Origin of the sequence: Aliiglaciecola sp., from assembly GCF_039982535.1 — a bacterium.
In the GTDB taxonomy this organism is placed as follows: Bacteria; Pseudomonadota; Gammaproteobacteria; order Enterobacterales; family Alteromonadaceae; genus Aliiglaciecola.
In genome coordinates this window covers 54,718-72,802 of record NZ_JBDWYG010000011.1, presented here as the reverse complement: position 1 = coordinate 72,802, position 18,085 = coordinate 54,718, and the positions used below count along the sequence as shown (strand labels likewise).

Annotated in this window: 19 protein-coding genes; 17 read left to right on the top strand and 2 right to left on the bottom strand. The window is 39.2% G+C overall.

The features are described from left to right. The first annotated feature begins 238 nt into the window (after positions 1-238). Both ABJV04_RS02430 and ABJV04_RS02425 read left to right on the top strand, forming a co-directional pair. Complete coding sequence (locus ABJV04_RS02430; protein ID WP_348489546.1) at positions 239-784, top strand: hypothetical protein; 546 nt, start codon at positions 239-241, stop codon at positions 782-784. A 121-nt stretch (positions 785-905) separates the two neighbouring features. Further along, the gene (locus tag ABJV04_RS02425; protein WP_348489545.1) at positions 906-1,337 is read left to right on the top strand and encodes a hypothetical protein; all 432 of its coding nucleotides are present in this window, start codon (positions 906-908) and stop codon (positions 1,335-1,337) included. A 396-nt stretch (positions 1,338-1,733) separates the two neighbouring features. Here ABJV04_RS02425 and ABJV04_RS02420 read toward each other — a convergent pair whose 3' ends face one another. After that, positions 1,734-2,888: an IS110 family transposase gene (locus tag ABJV04_RS02420; protein ID WP_348489543.1), complete on the bottom strand. Its 1,155-nt coding sequence runs from the start codon at positions 2,886-2,888 to the stop codon at positions 1,734-1,736. 138 nt (positions 2,889-3,026) lie between these two features. On the opposite strand from ABJV04_RS02420, the gene ABJV04_RS02415 reads away from it, so the two are divergent. The 11 genes from ABJV04_RS02415 to ABJV04_RS02365 all read left to right on the top strand — a co-directional run bounded on the left by ABJV04_RS02415 (position 3,027) and on the right by ABJV04_RS02365 (position 11,003). Then, positions 3,027-3,290: a hypothetical protein gene (locus ABJV04_RS02415; RefSeq protein WP_348489542.1), complete on the top strand. Its 264-nt coding sequence runs from the start codon at positions 3,027-3,029 to the stop codon at positions 3,288-3,290. Positions 3,291-3,417: 127 nt separating this feature from the next. Next, a complete protein-coding gene (locus tag ABJV04_RS02410) occupies positions 3,418-3,828 on the top strand; it encodes a hypothetical protein (protein ID WP_348489540.1) in 411 nt (136 codons plus the stop codon). A gap of 97 nt (positions 3,829-3,925) precedes the next feature. Beyond that, a complete protein-coding gene (locus tag ABJV04_RS02405) occupies positions 3,926-4,333 on the top strand; it encodes a hypothetical protein (protein WP_348489538.1) in 408 nt (135 codons plus the stop codon). A 116-nt stretch (positions 4,334-4,449) separates the two neighbouring features. Then, positions 4,450-5,052, top strand: coding sequence for a hypothetical protein (locus ABJV04_RS02400; RefSeq protein ID WP_348489537.1), 603 nt, complete (start codon positions 4,450-4,452; stop codon positions 5,050-5,052). Positions 5,053-5,130: 78 nt separating this feature from the next. After that, positions 5,131-5,994, top strand: coding sequence for a hypothetical protein (locus tag ABJV04_RS02395; protein ID WP_348489535.1), 864 nt, complete (start codon positions 5,131-5,133; stop codon positions 5,992-5,994). A gap of 111 nt (positions 5,995-6,105) precedes the next feature. Continuing rightward, on the top strand, positions 6,106-6,567 hold the full coding sequence (locus ABJV04_RS02390; protein WP_348489533.1) for a hypothetical protein: 462 nt from the start codon (positions 6,106-6,108) through the stop codon (positions 6,565-6,567). A gap of 102 nt (positions 6,568-6,669) precedes the next feature. Then, entirely contained in the window at positions 6,670-7,248 is a 579-nt protein-coding gene (locus tag ABJV04_RS02385) for a hypothetical protein (protein WP_348489532.1), read from the top strand. 115 nt (positions 7,249-7,363) lie between these two features. After that, complete coding sequence (locus ABJV04_RS02380; protein WP_348489530.1) at positions 7,364-7,894, top strand: hypothetical protein; 531 nt, start codon at positions 7,364-7,366, stop codon at positions 7,892-7,894. 254 nt (positions 7,895-8,148) lie between these two features. Next, a complete protein-coding gene (locus ABJV04_RS02375) occupies positions 8,149-8,619 on the top strand; it encodes a hypothetical protein (protein WP_348489529.1) in 471 nt (156 codons plus the stop codon). A 127-nt stretch (positions 8,620-8,746) separates the two neighbouring features. Then, on the top strand, positions 8,747-9,202 hold the full coding sequence (locus tag ABJV04_RS02370; protein ID WP_348489527.1) for a nuclear transport factor 2 family protein: 456 nt from the start codon (positions 8,747-8,749) through the stop codon (positions 9,200-9,202). A gap of 754 nt (positions 9,203-9,956) precedes the next feature. Further along, positions 9,957-11,003 (top strand): LacI family DNA-binding transcriptional regulator, encoded by a 1,047-nt coding sequence (locus ABJV04_RS02365; protein ID WP_348489525.1) that lies wholly within the window; start codon positions 9,957-9,959, stop codon positions 11,001-11,003. Between the two features lie 84 nt (positions 11,004-11,087). Here ABJV04_RS02365 and ABJV04_RS02360 read toward each other — a convergent pair whose 3' ends face one another. Next, complete coding sequence (locus ABJV04_RS02360) at positions 11,088-13,016, bottom strand: alpha-amylase family protein (protein WP_348489523.1); 1,929 nt, start codon at positions 13,014-13,016, stop codon at positions 11,088-11,090. A gap of 436 nt (positions 13,017-13,452) precedes the next feature. Between ABJV04_RS02360 and ABJV04_RS02355 the strand changes: the two genes are divergently transcribed. The 4 genes from ABJV04_RS02355 to ABJV04_RS02340 all read left to right on the top strand — a co-directional run bounded on the left by ABJV04_RS02355 (position 13,453) and on the right by ABJV04_RS02340 (position 18,066). Further along, a complete protein-coding gene (locus tag ABJV04_RS02355; protein WP_348489522.1) occupies positions 13,453-14,169 on the top strand; it encodes an ABC transporter ATP-binding protein in 717 nt (238 codons plus the stop codon). Then, positions 14,166-15,410: an ABC transporter permease gene (locus ABJV04_RS02350; protein ID WP_348489520.1), complete on the top strand. Its 1,245-nt coding sequence runs from the start codon at positions 14,166-14,168 to the stop codon at positions 15,408-15,410. Before ABJV04_RS02355 ends, ABJV04_RS02350 begins: the two co-directional genes overlap by 4 nt. Next, positions 15,407-16,180: a molybdopterin-synthase adenylyltransferase MoeB gene (gene moeB / locus ABJV04_RS02345; protein ID WP_348489519.1), complete on the top strand. Its 774-nt coding sequence runs from the start codon at positions 15,407-15,409 to the stop codon at positions 16,178-16,180. The genes ABJV04_RS02350 and moeB overlap by 4 nt, the downstream gene beginning before the upstream one ends. Before the next feature lie 110 nt (positions 16,181-16,290). Continuing rightward, complete coding sequence (locus ABJV04_RS02340; RefSeq protein ID WP_348489517.1) at positions 16,291-18,066, top strand: DUF885 domain-containing protein; 1,776 nt, start codon at positions 16,291-16,293, stop codon at positions 18,064-18,066. Positions 18,067-18,085: the final 19 nt, after the last annotated feature.

Sequence of the window (18,085 nt, the reverse complement as noted above, 5' to 3'; positions counted from 1 at the left end):
GGCGAGCGTGTAAATCAATTCCACAATAGTATGGATGTGTATTAGTATAAAAGTTCATTGAGCTTCTCCGTTTGGTTTTGTCACCTATCAGAGTAGTTGAAAAGTTACGCTGATTGGGGAGGCTCAATGAGTATCAAGCTGTTTAACAAGGACAAAATACAGTTGGCTTTTGCTCCTTCGTCGCTCAATTTTAGCCAACTGTATTTTGCCCATTAACAGGGCGTTAGGCATACGGAATATGAATCGAGTTAAGTTTTACATTATTGCACTCTTTATTCTTTCAACTGTTGGATGTAAGTCAACTCCTGAGAAAGAAGATGAAGGCCTTGCTCTACGAAAATCAACACCAATCCAACTGTTCATGGGAACTTGTGTTGTTGGTCGCCAGAGTCTATTGGCTCTTGAAGAATCAGCCAAAAGAAAAGGTTTCTTAATTGCACCTGAGCAAATTGCTCAAAATTACCTAAAAGGCAATACAGGTAAAGCTTGGTACTTAAATAATGACGAGGGTAGTTTCGGGCTTGCATTATTGAAAAATAAACTTTGTTCTGTGTATATCCACCAAGGTGACCCAAATACAATTCAAGCTAGTATGGAGGCTTGGTTACCACCTGCTGGTAGTGGTTTCACTTATAAAAAAGAATTTATTTCACAGTCAGGTAGCTTAACAACAACGTCTTATACTTTATTTCAAAGTGGTAACTTTTTAGAGCAATGGGTATTAACAATAAATAGTGCCAAGCCCTCTAACCTAGTAGCAATAATGTCTTACCAAGGTGCTTAGTATGCCTAACAAACGCTTCAACCAAGGACGCAAAACAGCAGGCTTGCACTCCTTCGTCGCTAATTTTAGCCTGCTATTTTGCGCCAGTTAAGCGAGGCGTTAGTGTTCAAATGGAGTTGAGATGCCATCAATTAGTGATGTTGAAAAAATAAGTAAATTAAGCGCGGTACTTGTTATTCCTATGCTAGCTGCCGCTATTTATCAGCAATTTGGATTATGGGTTTTAAGTTTCGATGATTTTTTAAATTCCTTTGTGAATTCGCCGAATGATTATCTGTCTATTTTAGCTAAATCAATTGCTTTTTTTATGTGTGTTGGTATTACTGCATTAGCGTACATTTCTTTGAATATTTGGCTTAATCAATATAAAGCTTTTATGTACTTCTTAGGTTTAAGCTTATTATCATTTGGTTTGTTAGGTATTGGTGCCGGGATCAACGCTGTAGCTTCACTGCTTAGCACTCAAGAACTTAATTCAACATTACTCTTTTGGCATTTATCTGCTTTGTGTTGGGGATTTGAGATCTTTAATACCGGAGATAATGAACACTAACAAGTTGCTTAAACGGACAAAAAACAGTTGGCTTTTGCTCGTTCCTCGCTATTTTAGCCAACAATTTTATTGCCGCTTAGCAAAGCGTTGGTATGACTCCCCATGTCAATTAAAACGTAACGATCTTGCCTAAACCCTTATAAGCCTATATTTGTTGCTCAAATAAATTGAGTTAACGCATCGAGTGAAGCAAGTAAATTCGTCGGTTGTCATGCTGGTATTCGTGGATTATTCATCTTTAGATGAACAGCGCCTACCTTACTTATTCCGTCGTGACACCTGTCTTCAGTCTATGTTCGTGGTTCAATAATGGGTTAGCATTATTGCCATCCTAACGCCCTCGGTGATTGTGCCACAGCCGATGCTTGACCCAATGCATTAACTCAAACTCTATTCTCATGCAGGTACCCTAGATAAGCGTAATTTTGGATTAACCTGCGGTAATACGACTTCCCGTGAGATAGCCCAGATATAGGCAATCATTTCTCTGGCGATAGCAGTAACTACTACATTGTAGTGTTTACCTTTGTGCATCAGCCGTTGATATCGACGACACAATCTCAGTTGTGCTTGCCAAGCAATATCGGTGATAGGCTTGGGTAACCCCTCTTGTCGCTTTTGTAATTCTGTAGAAACGTTAGCTGTGTATCTATAGCTGTGAGCGCCTTCAATTAGTAGGCGTCTTGCTCGGCCATTACCACATTTAGTGATGGCACCTAAACGACGTTTTCCACCACTTGAATGTTCACTGGGTACTAATCCCACGTAGCTCATTAGTTTTCTGGGATGGTCAAAGCGATTTAAATCCCCTAATTCGGCTACTACACCGGTGGCAACTAATAATCTAACACCTCGCATGGCTTGTACTGCCTTGACGACAGGATAATATCGCCAGTTTTGCACTTGGTGTGCTAATTCATTATCCAATCGCTCCAACCGTCCAATACGCTCCGTGATAGTTTGAATGCATTCTTGCAAAACGATTTGTTGTGCAGGATGGGGAAGCACTAACTCGGTAAGCCAGCGTATATGTGCTAAAGACCAATTATCTTTGGTTTTACAATTAATATTGTTGCGCAGCAACATCGCTTTTAATTGATATTTTGCGTCCTTTAAATCCTTCATTGCCACTTCACGAGCACGAGATAGATCTCGTACCGCTTCATCTTCTGGCTCTGGTACATAAATGGCAGTGAGATCTTCCGATTTAAGTAATTTAGCTAACATCATAGCGTCGCGTTTATCGGTTTTGACTCTATCGCCAGGTTTCTTTGGAATAAGTGACGGTGCGACCACATAACAACAGTGTCCAAGGCTGGTGAGCAAACGATAAATCCAATATCCGCAAGGACCTGCTTCATACACAAAGTGCAAGGTTGCATCAGGATATTTAGACTCAAGCTGACGAGCTAATTTTTTTATAGCGAGTTTACTGTTTGACTGCCTACCTAAGTGAACGGGTTTAGCGCCACGTTGGTCTTCAATATACGCAACTTCATTGAATTCTTTATGCGTATCTAAGCCAATAAAAAGTATGCTATGTTTATTCATGCTGATCTCCTTTTTTTAGTTTCTTTGCAGAACTATTATGGCTCTGGTTTTTAACTAACCCACGAATAATTGGAGATCAGCACTATTTCAAACTGGCTCAAGGGGAGTCATTATGTCTATGCATAGCAAGGATTTAGCTTGGTAGATATTGAAGGTTCATCGACAATAATTACAACAATAGCGTTACTTATGTTGTTTATGTATTTTGCAGCAAACTTAGCTATGGTTGTTTTGGAAAAGAGAATTTCCGTGACTAGCCTAAAATCATTCAACTCTGGCATAGTCAAAATACTTAACAAAAAAGGCAATCCCCAAGGCTACAAGCAAGCTAGGATTTACTTGTGTGGTAGCATACTCTCACTCTTTGCATTCATGGCATTTTTGGGGTTTGGCTATGCATAACAAACACATAATGATCATTCGCTTCGCTCATTGGGACGCATACTCGCTGGCTCAGCTCATTCTTCGCAAGTATAGCCAGCAAGCCTGCGCCCCATATGTGAAGCGTTAGTTCTCAAGGATGAACATTTTGAAAATAATTGTAGTTTGCATATTAATCATATTGTTCGTGTTCTATTGGATTCGTCCACTGGCTAACCCTGACGTTACAAAATATTACCCCCCAATCATATATTCTGATGAGACCTATTTTTCAATTTCGATCCCAGTGGAAATTAATTTAAAGGATGGTAAACGATCATTCATAGAATTGTTTAAAGCTTATGGTTTCAGCGGCAATGGCCCATCTATAGAGCAAGTAGTGAGAGCAAATACAAATTTTGCATCTGTTCAATTTGATAGCGAAGGAGATGCATTTGTTATGTATACGTCAAATGAAGAGCAGTATTTGTCGGTTTTAAATGAACTAGGCTGTATGGAAGAAATTGCCTGTTTAAAAAAGTGGCTAAAAACCGCGCGATGGGTGTTGATTAAAGAATGAGAACTAACAAAAACATCAACTGGAAAACTACTCGCTGCAACTTCGTTGCAAAAGCGCTCGTATTTTCCAGTTATATTAAGCGTTAGGTGTTCAAAGGATGAATCGGTTTATCGTACTACTTTTACTCTTTGCAATTGTGTCGTGTGCCAAATTTGAAACAGCTCCAACTCGAATTTTCGATATTTCTAGTGGAGTTGTAGACTTATCCATTGAGTTAGGCGACAACTGGGACAAGGTGTGCTTCATCACTCCTTATACCGATAACGACGGTGCAAAAGAGGTGTTGGGTTTCGATTTTAATGTTGAAGAGAAAAGTGGGATCTCTATTTTGGACGGTATCACTCTTGTTATCGCTACAAAGGGGAGTCAAGTCATAGAGTATTTTGAAACCCCAAGAAGCAACATTGATTTTTCCTCTTTAAATTCTGGATGTTTTCCCAAGTTCAATGCTAAGTTCAAAGTAGTAAAAGACAATAACGGATGGCCTAATGTACAGAGCACCTAACAAATGAATAATTATAATGTTGTTCGTAATCTCACCCGAAATTTTATTCGCTCGCATTCGGCCAATGCGCTCCTAAAATCCCCATATTCAAAGCGTTATGATTCAAAGGAGTGTATGTGGCACAGCTAGATTTTTACGCCAACAGTTCAGACATTCTTGAAGTCATAGACTATATGTCCGAGTTATCGCCACTAAGACTATTTGAGGCATATTCTCGTAAAGATCATAAAATTAGGGAGTTTAAATCAAGTAAAGATATATTGTTGTCCTCTCATATTGAAGATAATCACGGAGGAGTGTTCGTTCGAGGTTGGTGGGAATCTGTCACTTCTACGCCATTTGTTAAAACCTTTGATTTAAATCCTAATATTGGCAAGTATCGACAGTCGCTTGAGGGAGTCGGGATTTTTCAACTACTTCAAGGTCGGCCAAAAGATTCAGCTGAAAATGCACTGGACTTAAGTCGGTTTACTCATTGGAATCAGAAAGGTGCGCTCCAGCGCGCCCATTTATCTGATAATGATATCAATGAAGTTAATTGGACTGAATTTAAAAGTCTTTCTGGCAAGCTTAATAGGCACATTAAAAATAAAATGTTTAAAGCCAAACTCTTTAGTCGGCCAGTTTTGCAAGGTGCATATTCTGATCTAAAAAATGGTGGCAGTCTTTTTGGACAACCTGGGGTGTTTTCTTTAGGTTCTTTAGAAATTGAATCATAACAAAAGCTTAAGCGGATAAAAATGAAGAGCAATTTTCGCCGCTTAAGCAGGTGTTAGGCATATAGAGAATTTTGATTTATGGGTGAATTACAATCTTTTTTAATAAATGCTGGGTACGCCGCTTTAGTCTTTGGATTTATCAAAATGTCATTTGGAATATTTGGTTGGCTATCTCAAGAAGCTTCGGACAACCAAATCCGGAAAGGGATTGATCTTAGTTGGGATTATATAAATCGTAAAAGTATCGTTCAAAAAAGTAACAGTTTAATCCTTCTTACATTAGTGGTTATAAACTCAAATTTTAAAAAGATAAAAAGAACTCAGATAGGAATGTACTTTTTATTAATTTTTGCAATAAACGCTATAATTCTATTTAATTTTTTAATATCTGCTAGCGTGGTTGTTGATAGTAAAAATATATTCGCTTTTGGTTTTCATGCTTTTTTTCTAAGTTTTTTAAATATCCTATGCTTATTTATTGTTTATTTTCATACGTTGATGTTACCCAAAACTTTAAATTTATTTGTTATTAATTTAAAGGTAATACTTAGCCTTTTTAGTGTATTTTGTATTTGGTATTTTGCAGGCACATTTTTTTATGATTCTCTTTATTATGATTTTTATCATACGCAAGTTATCGATAATACTGTTAATGAGCAAGGTAACAATAATTTTATTTTAGCTCTAAATAAATTGGGACTGGCTTTAATAGCCGCTATTTCATCAATTTTATTATGTTTGATTCAGGCTATTCCATTAATTATATTTATGTTTATTATGTTGCTAGGTTTCCTTTTAAATGTTTTTCCAAGGTTACTAACACACTCTTTATTTTTGGTCTCAACAGATAAAACACCTGTATTTAATCAGCTCGGAACTTTTTTTGGTTTTTTAATTGGGGGACTAGCATTAATAATTAAATTATTGGCCAAATATGCCTGACAGCTTATTAAAGCAGGACAAATTACAGTTAGTTTTTACTCCTGCTTCGCTTATTTTAGTCAACATATTATTTACTTCTTAACAGACGTTACACACGAAAAGGAATTTGGTATGAAATGGTTATTTTGGATGTTATTATTTCTGTCTTTTCTCTTAATAAATGAGATAACAGTAGAGTGGCTACTGGCTGTTGTTGTTGGTGGGTACGCTCCTCAACCTGGCTTTGAGCGAGCCACTCAATATTTCACTGTTCATAGCTTTTTGTTTTCAGCTTCTTTCAGAGTCATTCCCTATATAGTGCTTTCTGCTGTAGCTGTAGTTCTCTTTTCTAGCCTTAAAAAATCTAGCATTGGAAAAATCGCGCTTTACTGCTCACTTGCCGCTATCTCCCTTTTTCACTTTTGGGGATACTGGGACATGCAGCATTCGCATTTCACTTCTGAGCACACTTCATCTACTTCGGCATTGGCTATTATCTTTATCCCAATTCATGCAATTTGGCTTAGTGCAGTGGTTGGTGTTTTAGGTTATGGTTTAGCTAAAATTACTAGGTTGGTTTTAAATCGTGCATAACGAGACAATAGACTTATTCATTGCGTTCGCTGGGACGCATATACGCAGGGTGGCTTTTTGTCATTATGCCTTGCGCGCCAGTGCCCGTTATTGAAAAGTTAGATGACAAAGGAAAAAATTGTGCTCGTCTCATTGATTTTTATACTTTTCAGTAGCGCTGCCGTTGGTGAATATGATCCTTGCTCACTTGATATCTATCCCACAATTCAAAACAGGAAAGTTGAACATTCACCGATTATTGTGCAACCAGCTGTATTTTTAGCCAATAAAAATTCAAGAGTATATTTGTCGGTGACGGATCTAATAGAATTTTCTACGTCAAATCCCAACCCGCACATCCCATACCTTGAGGAAACAATTGAATACTTTACAAGTAGCCTCAAAGGAATATCAGAACCAACCACGAACATTAGCTTCTTGCTGCCAGATTTGAGTTCTTTAGAGGGGAAAGAGCAACAAATAGCCATCAATGTTTATGGTTTTATAATTAAAGGCTTTCAAACAGGCCTTTTTAACTCACAAGCAATGATTACAATTAACGGAGACGTTGTTTCTTCAAGTACGTTCACTCTTCAAAGAGGTGAAGAACCCAAGCCAATTGACGAGTACAATAAAGTACATAAGATTAAATTCATCAGTAATGGAACACTCATTTATGACTCGTGTTGGATGGATAAGTAAGTCATCTAACAAGTGAATAATGTCGATCGTAAACTCACTGGGACAAATACTCGCGAAGTGCTCACATTTGCCCCAAATTCAAAGCGTTATAAGGCACAGGACGTTTTTCGTTAACATGGTCGTTTTGAGGATCCTAAAACTAGAAAATCGCCAACTGAACTTTTGGGCTTTAGTGGCGTTTTTCGTTATCGGTGTTTTAATAGAACTTGGTCTGGGTGTTCATTCATTTGTCTATCTTTGCTTACTAATTAGTTTTGTTTTTGCTGAAAAAACAGAACAACAATACTTCCAAGATCCCAATGATTTGGGCGAATACTCTGTTGAGTATATACCTTCTATATATCGTGCATTCATGGCTATCTCTTTTGTCGTTTTAGCTTATTCGCAATCAGCGCAAATTACATTAGATATTGCATTTTTTATTGTCTGGTCCTTGGGGTATTCATTGCTTGGTTTTATCACCACTTTTGTTCCTAAAAATGGTTTCAAAGTTGGCGGTAATAACAACCTAGCTCAGGTTTACTTTTTTCTATTCTTACTAATTAACTTAATGTTAATCTATTGGTTAATTAAAAACTTCTCTGGTTTTACTTGGTTAAGTTCAGTAGTTACAGAACCGTTAAGCTTGGTAATAAGTGGCTTATAAAAAATCACCTAAAAGGACATAAAACAGCGGGCTATAGCTCGTGCCTCGCCAAGTATAGCCAACAAGTCTTTGCTCCAGCTGGGGATCGTTATGGATCAGTATGCCGGAATAATCAGGTTTTAACGAAGAGCATATTGCGCTAACAAAGTACTTTGTTTCCGAAGCTCTTATAGGTGCTCTTTATAACATGTTGCACGGGCTCGATGGCAGTGCATCAATTTGCCATAGTCAAATCACATACAAGGTATTCAATAATGAGTGACACTCGATTTAAGGATGGGCGGGAGCATAGGTTTACAATTAGTAAACCTACAGAAGTTGATCCAGTGTTAATTTCTTGCCCTAAGTGCTCAAGTAAAGCCGTTGTTATTCCTTTTGGCGAAGATAAGGTTCGGGCGTCTTGTACTAAGTGTGGATATAGCATAGATAAATCATCAAATGGTCGTGCTTTCGATTGGGGGGGCGAAAACCCAACAGATGGATACTTTGGTTTTAATTTGTGGTTAAGAATAGATTGTATCGGTAACTCTTTATGGGCTTTCAATATTCGACACCTAGAATTTTTGGAGTCCTACGTTTCTGCAACGTTAAGGGAACGAACGAAAGATGATGAGAAGGGGTGGAGTAACGCATCTTTAGGAAGTAGGCTTCCCAAATGGATACAGGCATCAAAAAATAGAGATGCTCTGTTAAAGGCAATAAGTGAACTTAAATCAAAGGCATAATAAAGGTGTCATAGTATACTTGGTTTCGTCTTGCGGGGTTGGGGGCGGGCACATCGGCCTTTAAACTAAACTCCAAAAAAAGTACCTTACACGCTGCCTTATACCTACTGTTAACATCGGAGGTTTTATGAAAAAATGGATTGTTATTTCTATTATTTTATTGTGGTCCTTTGGCTCTTTAGCAGAAACTGATTTAACCGAACTTGGTAACGAATACTTTTCAGCATGGGTAGCGACACAATCCCCAGATGCTTCTAATAAAGACTTAGAACATTATTTGTCTTTCCTTAAATCTGATGTTGCTCATCAACATTTACCCTATGATTCAGACGATTCGCGCTCACCTGACGGTAAAGAAAGTATTCGCAAGGGGATGCGATTTTATTTGGGTACTCATTTGGCATATACAGCAGATTTAAAGCAAATTATTCCTGCTCATAACGCTGTAGTCATTACATACACTACCTCTAGTAGAGGTATTCATCCTCAAACTAATGAGCTCATAGAATTGCATTATTCTACAATGGAAGTTTTAGAAATCGAGGACGGTAAAGTAGCCGTTATTAGAAAATATGAAGAATAGTGTAAGGTGTAATAACTCAATACACTCACTTCCCTCGCAGAGACTCTCAGCCTTATACTTCACCTTCCACTAGAACGTGGAAATAACCTCCTGCTATTTATTGACGGTGTTTTTTTGCCCGAAGCCTTTTAATACTCCTCATTTTCAGTAATTTCTATAGTAGTCAGCGAGGTGAGGGAAATTTCAGTTATGCAGATAACACCTTATTAAATTATGAATAACAACGGCAACTTAGGGGGCAATGTTATTATTTTTAGTTAGAATCTTAATGCTTTAAGATGGAGAGTTCTGGTATTTCTTTAAGCTTTCTAGAAACCCTTTTGCCTACATATGGCAAGCTAGGCAGTGCGTCGAAAATTATAAAATAACCCTAAGTACCTTAAAAATTGGATTTTATTTAACTTATACTCAAGTTTTTAGCGGCAATACAATTAAGTTTAATTTGGTTAAGATTTTGATTTTATTATGTTATTTGATAAGTTAAACGAAGTGCTACTAGCGTGGAAACTAGTAAGCTTTGGTTGATTTTTATTAACACAGTTACTAGTCAGCTGGCTAACTGAAACTCGATTTTAGTAGCTTTAATTTTAATAATCGTTAAGATTGTTAAGAGTTTATTAAGTTTATTCTTAAATTTAAGGTATCGATTAAGATGGTATTCCTTTGAGATCACTACGAGGTATATAAAGCCGTTTCAATTGATTTGATCAGGAGTTGACGGGTACCTAAGTAGTTTGGTACTGAGGTGAGTAGCATGGCAAGAACTAAGAAGTTAAATCTGAAACAAGTCGCAGAGGCATTAGGTGTTTCCACTGCGAGTGTTTCTAACGCATTTAACCGTCCGGACCAATTATCTGCAAAGTTACGAGAACGTATCCTATTGGAGGCCGCAGAGCTGGGCTATCACGGTCCTAATCTAGCAGCTCGAACGTTGCGCCGTGGTGAGTCTGATGTGGTTGGCGTTATGTTATTGGATTCACTTACCTACAGTCTTTCTGATCCTGTGGCGAATCAGTTACTACAGGGCATTGCGGAAGTGTTAGTGGACCGCAATAAGCATATGTTGCTGTTGTCTAGTCATGGAGACGCGGGTCAACAGAGAGGGGCTGAGTCCTTGCCTGATGGCTTTATTTTATACGGTGCTATCGATCAACGTTCATTTGAATTTATCTTGAAAACGGGTAAACCGGTGGTGGTTGTGGACTCGGAGTATAAAGAAACTGCATCGGTAAATATCGATAATAAAAACGGTGCGTTCAAAATTGCACAGTATGCCATTCGTGATGAAAAGGAACAGGTGGCTATATTAGGTCTGCGTTTAATTGATAGTGATAGAGTATGCCGTCTGACTGAGGCTGATTTAGTGCAAGACTCACAAGAAGTCTCTCATGCTAGATTAGCAGGCTACCTTAAAGCCGCGGATAGTAAAAACTGTTCGATTGCAGCTGCTTCAATGTGGCATATTCCTATTAATGATGCAGAGCTGGCAGAAATAGCTGCCCGTGAAGCCCTCACCATGAATCCCCGCCCCAGTGTTTTATTGTGTATGAGTGACATTATCGCCTTAGCAGCCATTCGGGTTGCTAAAGAGTTGAATATTAAAGTACCACAAGAGCTGAGTATTACCGGATTTGATGATATTCCTGAATCTGCAAGATCGGAACCTGCTGTGACCACAGTGTGTCAACAAAGTATTGAGAAAGGGCGTGTTGCTGCCAGTTTATTATTGGACGGAAAGGACAATGAAAATGTGGTGTTAGAAACTAAGCTTGTGGTGCGAGGCAGTTGTAAACCTGTTTAAGCAATTCTACAAGCGGCTTTGACAAGTCCATTGTCAAAGCCGTGTATATTTATACTAACAGCTCGTAATTGAACAATATGATTGTTATTTCAAGGTTATCCACATTACTTGGTAAGCAGACAATTGAACCCCGTTTTGCGTGCTGGCAATGGTTTCGTTAGAAATATGTTCATGATACGGGCCTTCACCAAGTTGACCTAAAATTTGCGAGCCAATAAGCTGCGGATGTTCACTGAAGTTGTTGATGGCGAGTAAAACTTCACCTGTGTCTGAGTATCGGGTATAGCTAAATACATGGGGATTTTCGTTACTTAAAATTTGCGTATTCGCATCACCAAGTACAGGTAGATTTTTACGTAATTCAATTAGGTTTTGTAATTGCTTGGACACTTTATTAGAGGCAGATTTAGGGTTCTTTGCCTCGTCAATTAATTGCTCAGTAAGGGCTATACGATTGACCCATCGCGCATCGTGCAACTTACTTTCATCAAGGCGATAATTGTAATCATTAAGCAAGCCAATTTCGTCCCCGGAGTAGAGCAGTGGAATGCCGCCAATTGATAAAATAATCCCATTGATTAATTGGATTCGAGCAAGGGCATTTTCAATCAATGTTTGATCCTCTAGCTCGATCCCTTGTTCTAACCCTGCTAAAGATGCCATTGAACCACAGACTCTACAATCACCGTTACTTGGGTTCTCTCCAAAAGCCACACCTTTAGCAAAGCTCCCTTCAAATCTTCCTGTGTAAAATTGATTTAAGAAATGTCTGTGATCTTGACCATTGATGCCTAGTTGCGCGGCGACTTCATCATCAAACGTCCAACCTATATCATCATGGCAGCGTACGTAATTAACCCATGTACATTTAGGTGAAATACTGAAACTTTTTTGCATTGATTGGGTTAATAAGTTGGTTTTGCGGGTAGCAAGACTATTCCACAGCAGTGCCATTAACAAAGGGTTGTAAGATAACTGGCACTCTTCAGCGTCAATGTATTTCACTACTTCGTCTGGGTGCACAATAGCTTCAGATTTAAATACAACAGCAGGGGCTGATATTTGTAAACAGCTATTAAATGCTTGAATTAATTTGTGTGCTTTATCTTGATTTTCACAAGTTGTTCCCATTTCTTTCCAAATAAAGGCGAGGGCATCCAAGCGCAATGCTTCGCAACCTAGGTTGGCTAAAAATAGCATTTCTGAGGTTATTCCGTTGAAAACAGCAGGGTTGGAGTAGTTCAGATCCCATTGGAAGTTATTAAATGTTGTCCATACCCATTTTTTTGCGTCTTCGTTCCAGGTGTAGTTACCGCGACGAACCTGAGGGAAAATTTCTCGTAAATTGTGTTCGTATTGATCCGGTATAGTGCGATCATCGAACATATAATAAAACTCTTGGAATTCGGGATCGCCTTGTTTCGCAGCCATTGCCCATTTATGTTCATCTGAGGTGTGGTTAAACACAAAATCTAAAACTAAGCTGATGCCCTCTTTATTTAACGCTTTAGCCAGTGCGATTAAATCTTTAGTGGTACCTAACTTTTCATTAACCTTACGGTAATCGGAAACTGCATATCCGCCGTCACTGTCACCTTTTGGGGAATCATACAGAGGCATTAAATGCAGATAGGTTATCCCTAACGATTTTAAATAGGGAATTTTTGCTTGCAAATCTTGTAGATCTTGGGCGATCAGGTCGACATAACAGGCCATGCCGAGCATGTTTTCATTTTTATACCACAATGGATCAGCAAGACGTTTTTTGTCTTTTAGTTTCAATGCCCTAGAGCGTTCGCTAAAACCTTTAGCCAAGCAATTTACAAGTTCTTGAAGGTAAAAATAAACATCATAACGGTGGCCGTAAATTTCTAGATAAAGAGCAAATAACTTAGGGAAATGGCTGTGTAAACGCTGCTCAAATAACAATTTGTCAGCTTTGGTCAGCGCTGTTAAGTCAATACTATCTAAAATACGTTTTAATGAGCGTTTGCTCTCAATTTCTAGATTCATTATTCACCACAATATAATTTAACTTATTCGTTTAAGTTTCGGGGTTTTTAGGATTTTACGATTTTAACATGATTTTTACAAGGGGTGTAACGGGTATAAATTTAATTCCCCAAGTTTGTTACTTAATCGTTACAGTTGGAGCGGTATGCTAAACTTTGCCCAAACAAAAGGTTTGAAATTTAACTCCATGAACAAATTGAGAGAACGTAAATTTATTTGGTCTCATTAAGCGCAACGTTTCTGTTATCAAGCAATATGGTGCTGGCTCACTTGCTAGGCAAACAGACTTCCCAACTGACGTTGGTTAGCCTGAGTTGGGCGAAATGAACTTACATTCACCGTGAACTAAGATACATTCAACTCTAAGTGTTTGTTTCTGAAGCAATGAAGGGATAAAGTTATAGCTATCAACGGCAGCATAATAGATACAGGTTTTATGACAACTAAGCGATGGTCTATCGAATTTGATAATGTGACTTTTGGTTACCCCAATCAAAACGCGGCGAGTTTAGCGGATTGCCAAAGTCTTACAATTGATATCAAAAAATGGCAAGTGGAAGAAAACCAAAACGTATTTATTTCTGGTCAGTCGGGTTCCGGTAAAAGTACGTTGCTAAATCTGATTTGTGGCACTTTGAAGCCCACAAGTGGCACTATCTCCATTTTGGGGCAAGCGTTCTCTGAGTTGTCAGAGGGCAAACGTGACCGGTTTCGCGCAGAACATATCGGAGTGGTTTTCCAACAGTTTAATTTGATCCCATATTTAAGTGTGAAACAAAATATTGAACTAGCAGCCTACTTCGGCAAAGGTCTTAAAATTGCGCCATCTGAGACGATTATCAATATTTGTAATCAGTTGAATTTGCCTTCTGCATTGCTCCAGAAGCCTGCCAGCCAACTTAGTGTTGGACAACAGCAACGGGTGGCCATTGCCCGTGCGTTAATTAATCAACCTGAGTTGTTAATTGTCGATGAGCCTACCTCCGCTTTAGATACCTCGGCTAGAGATAGTTTTATGCAACTTTTAATGGATAGCGCCAAACGTTACCAATTTACCTTATTATTCGTAAGCCATGATTTAAGCTTGGCGCATTATTTTGAAAAGCATATTAAGCTTGCTGATATCAACCAAGCATGGGAGGCGAGTGAATGATTCTCAGTATTGCCATAAAGAGTCTCAATCATAGGCTAACCGCAGTATTACTTACTATGTTATCGATAATTGTGAGTGTTTCGCTGCTGCTCAGTGTTGAACATTTAAGGATCCAAGCCAAAGACAGTTTTGGCCGCACCATTTCTGGTGTCGATCTCATTGTGGGGGCGCCAACGGGACAATCCAACTTGCTGCTTTATTCGGTATTTAGAATTGGTAACCCAACGAACAATGTGTCTTGGGATAGTTATCAAGCCTTGGCAAAACTGCCGAGTGTTAAGTGGATCATACCTATCGCATTAGGTGACTCACATCGTGGTTTCCGAGTGTTGGGTACCACCAATGACTATTTTCAGCATTTTCAATATGGCAGTAAACAACCTTTAGTGATGGCTCAAGGAACCTCGTTAGTTTCAACCTTTGATGCAGTCATAGGTTCTGGCGTCGCTAAAAAATTGAATTATCAAATAGGCGATGAAATTGAGATGTCCCATGGTTTGGCTGATGTTAGCTTTACTAAACATTCTGACTCTCCCTTTATTGTAAAGGGGATCTTAGAGCCAACAGGCACCCCCGTGGATCAAACCATTCATGTGAGTTTAGAAGGTTTAGAAGCGGCCCATAAAAGTGAGTCTGAGATCCACGAAATTCTCCATCAAATTGAAGCTGGTGAGCAAGTTGATATCGACGTTGATAGTGTGACCGCCATGTTTATTGGCCTTAATTCTAAAATGCAATTGTTTCAATTGCAGCGCGGTATAAACCAATACAAAAAAGAGCCTATGTTGGCCATTATACCTGGAGTGGCGTTTGCTGAGTTATGGCAATTGGTGGGCAATGTGGAAAGCTTATTGTTATTTATCTCAGCACTCATTTTGTTCTCGTCATTGCTGGGGTTAGCCACTATGTTACTCACTACTGTCAGAGAGCGGCGACAAGAAATGGCCGTGCTTCGTGCCATTGGCGCCCATTCCCGAGTGGTCTTTTTATTAATTCAAATGGAAGCAATGTTGCTGAGCCTGACAGCCAGTGTGATTGCCTTAGTGTTAGTTTGGTTAGGTTTCCAATTTGGGGCCAAATGGTTAAGCGCTGAATACGGTTTATTTATTGAAAACAGTATTTTTGGACTGCGTTCATTGGCGATTATTGGCATAGTCAGTGGCGCGACTTTCTTAATTGCGTGTATACCTGCAATTAGCGCCTATCGTCAGTCCATTCAAAACGGCCTGACTAGCAAATGAGCCAACACAATCAACCTCGCCAACTGACTCATGAGCAAGCAATGCGATACAGTCGGCAGGTGATGTTGCCAGGGTTTGATTTAGACAAACAAGAGCTTTTGCTTACTAAAAAAGTATTGTTAATTGGAGTTGGCGGCTTAGGCTGTGCTGCCGCCCAATATTTGGTGGCCAGCGGGATTGCGGCAATTACCCTAGTTGATGATGACATTGTGGAGCACTCTAATTTACAGCGCCAGATTTTACACACTGAGTCTGATATCGGGGTCAAAAAATGCGAATCAGCAAAACAAAAACTGGCGTTAATTAACAGCCAAACAACGATTAAAACCATCGCTCAGCGATTGGATGACAATCATTTAGGCCAAGTCCTAACAGAGCATCATATTGTGCTGGATTGTAGCGATAATTTAGCCACTCGAAATCAACTTAATCTTGCCTGTCTACAAAAAAACGTACCCTTAGTGTCAGGGGCAGCCATTCGAATGGAAGGGCAGGTGTTTAGTATGCAACCGCAAAACAAGGATGCATGTTATGGCTGTTTAAGTCGGTTCTTTGGCGAGCAACAACTGAGTTGTGTTGATGCCGGTGTGCTGTCTCCAGTGGTAGGTGTCATTGGCGCGATGCAAGCTTTAGAGGCAATTAAGATTCTGGTTAATTTTGGACAATCATTAAGTAACAAACTAATGCTGTTTGATGCAATGACAATGCAGTGGCAGAGCTTTAAGGTCAATAAGCATGCAGATTGCCCCATTTGTTCCCACCTTGTTTAGTGAGGCATTAAAAAACTCTCATCAATAATAATAAAATCAGTTCAGTAACAGTGCTTATGGTGTGACATGACAAAAAATATTACACTGCTTGCTGAACCTTAGGAGCTAGTATGCGCGTCACAAATTTAAGTCAACTCATTGTTTTCATTATCACCTTTACTTGCCTTTCGAGTTTAGCCTACGCCCACAGTGACGAAGATGCTAATAGTAACAGCGAAAAAAACGCCCAGTTATTTCAACAATTACTCGATGATCATTGGCAACATGAGAACAAGGAGCAGTTGTTTTTTCGCAATGATCCAGATGCCTTTAGAACTAATGGTAAATTACCAGATATGTCAGCAGCAGGGCGGGATAGAAGAGAAAAATTTAATCGAACCTTGATTCAGCGTTTAGGGACTATTGATGTCTCTAAGCTGTCAGAAAATGATCAGGTCACCTACAAATTGTTCGCGTATGAGCGCCAAGCTGAAGCCAAAACTTATCAACAGTTAGACCGCTTTTTCCCATTAAATTATTATTCCGGTTATCATAGTTATTTCGCTGGCGCACCAGCGAATATGTCATTTTTAACCCGTAAAGATTATGACAACTATTTGATTAGTTTGGCTGACTTTCCTCGCTACAATCAAGAGTTCTTAGATGATCTGTCTGAAGCCGTGGACAAAGGCTATGTACATTATTGTGAGACCTTTAGAAACTATGATAAGTCCATCAGTAAACACATAGTGGATAATGTTGAAGATAGTGTGTTTTGGCGTCCATTTGCCAATATTCCAGCGCGGATTTCTGAGCAAGTGAAAGGCAAACTGCAACAAGATGCCAAACAACTGATAATGCAAAAGGTCATTCCTGAATACCAAAAGTTTTACGACTTCTTTACCCAGCAATACATGCCTAATTGTCGCAAAACTGCCGGTATTAGCAGTGTCGATAAGGGGGCTGAGTATTATAAATATCTGATTGAGTATTACACCACAACCAATATGGACGCTGAGGAAATTCACCAAATTGGTTTAGATGAAGTGGCTCGTATCAGAGCAGAAATGCAAAGTATTATTGAAGATGTGGGCTTTAAAGGCAGTTTTAGTGAGTTTATCGAATACTTACGAACCGACGATAAGTTTTATACGGATAGCCCTCGAGATATGTTAGAAAAAGCCAGTTACATCACTCGTATGATGGCAGGCCAATTACCAAAGTGGTTTAGCGTGTTGCCACGCACCACATTTGATATTAAATCCAGTCCTAACGGTGGAGCTTATTACGTGGGATCTGATGGCAGTGGTACTACGCCCGGCACTTACTTTTTAGATACCCAAGACTTGAAAAGCCAACCCCTATACACATTAGAAGCTTTAACATTCCACGAAGCAGAACCTGGACATCATTTTCAAAGCTCTATTGCCCAAGAAATAGATATGGCAAACTTTCGGAAAAAACTTTATCACTCTGCTTACGGTGAAGGGTGGGGCTTGTACTCAGAACGTTTAGGCAAGGAGATGGGGTTCTATCAAGATCCCATTAGTGATTTTGGTCGCTTGACGTTCGAAGCGTGGCGCGCATGTCGCTTAGTGGTCGATACCGGTATCCATGCCAAAGGCTGGACTCGGCAGCAAGCCATTGATTATTTAGCACAAAATACCGCGCTAAGTATGAATGAAGTGATAGGCCAAATAGATCGTTATATTAGTTGGCCAGCACAAGCTTTGTCTTACAAAATTGGTGAATTAAAAATTATGGAGTTACGTCATTTTGCCCAGCAGCAATTAGGTGAGCAATTTGATGTTCGCAAATTCCATGATCAAATCCTAAAAAATGGCAGTTTACCCTTGGATTTGCTCGAACAACTTACTAAAGAGTGGATTGAACAACAGAAAATCTAATGGACCCAACAATTGGCTA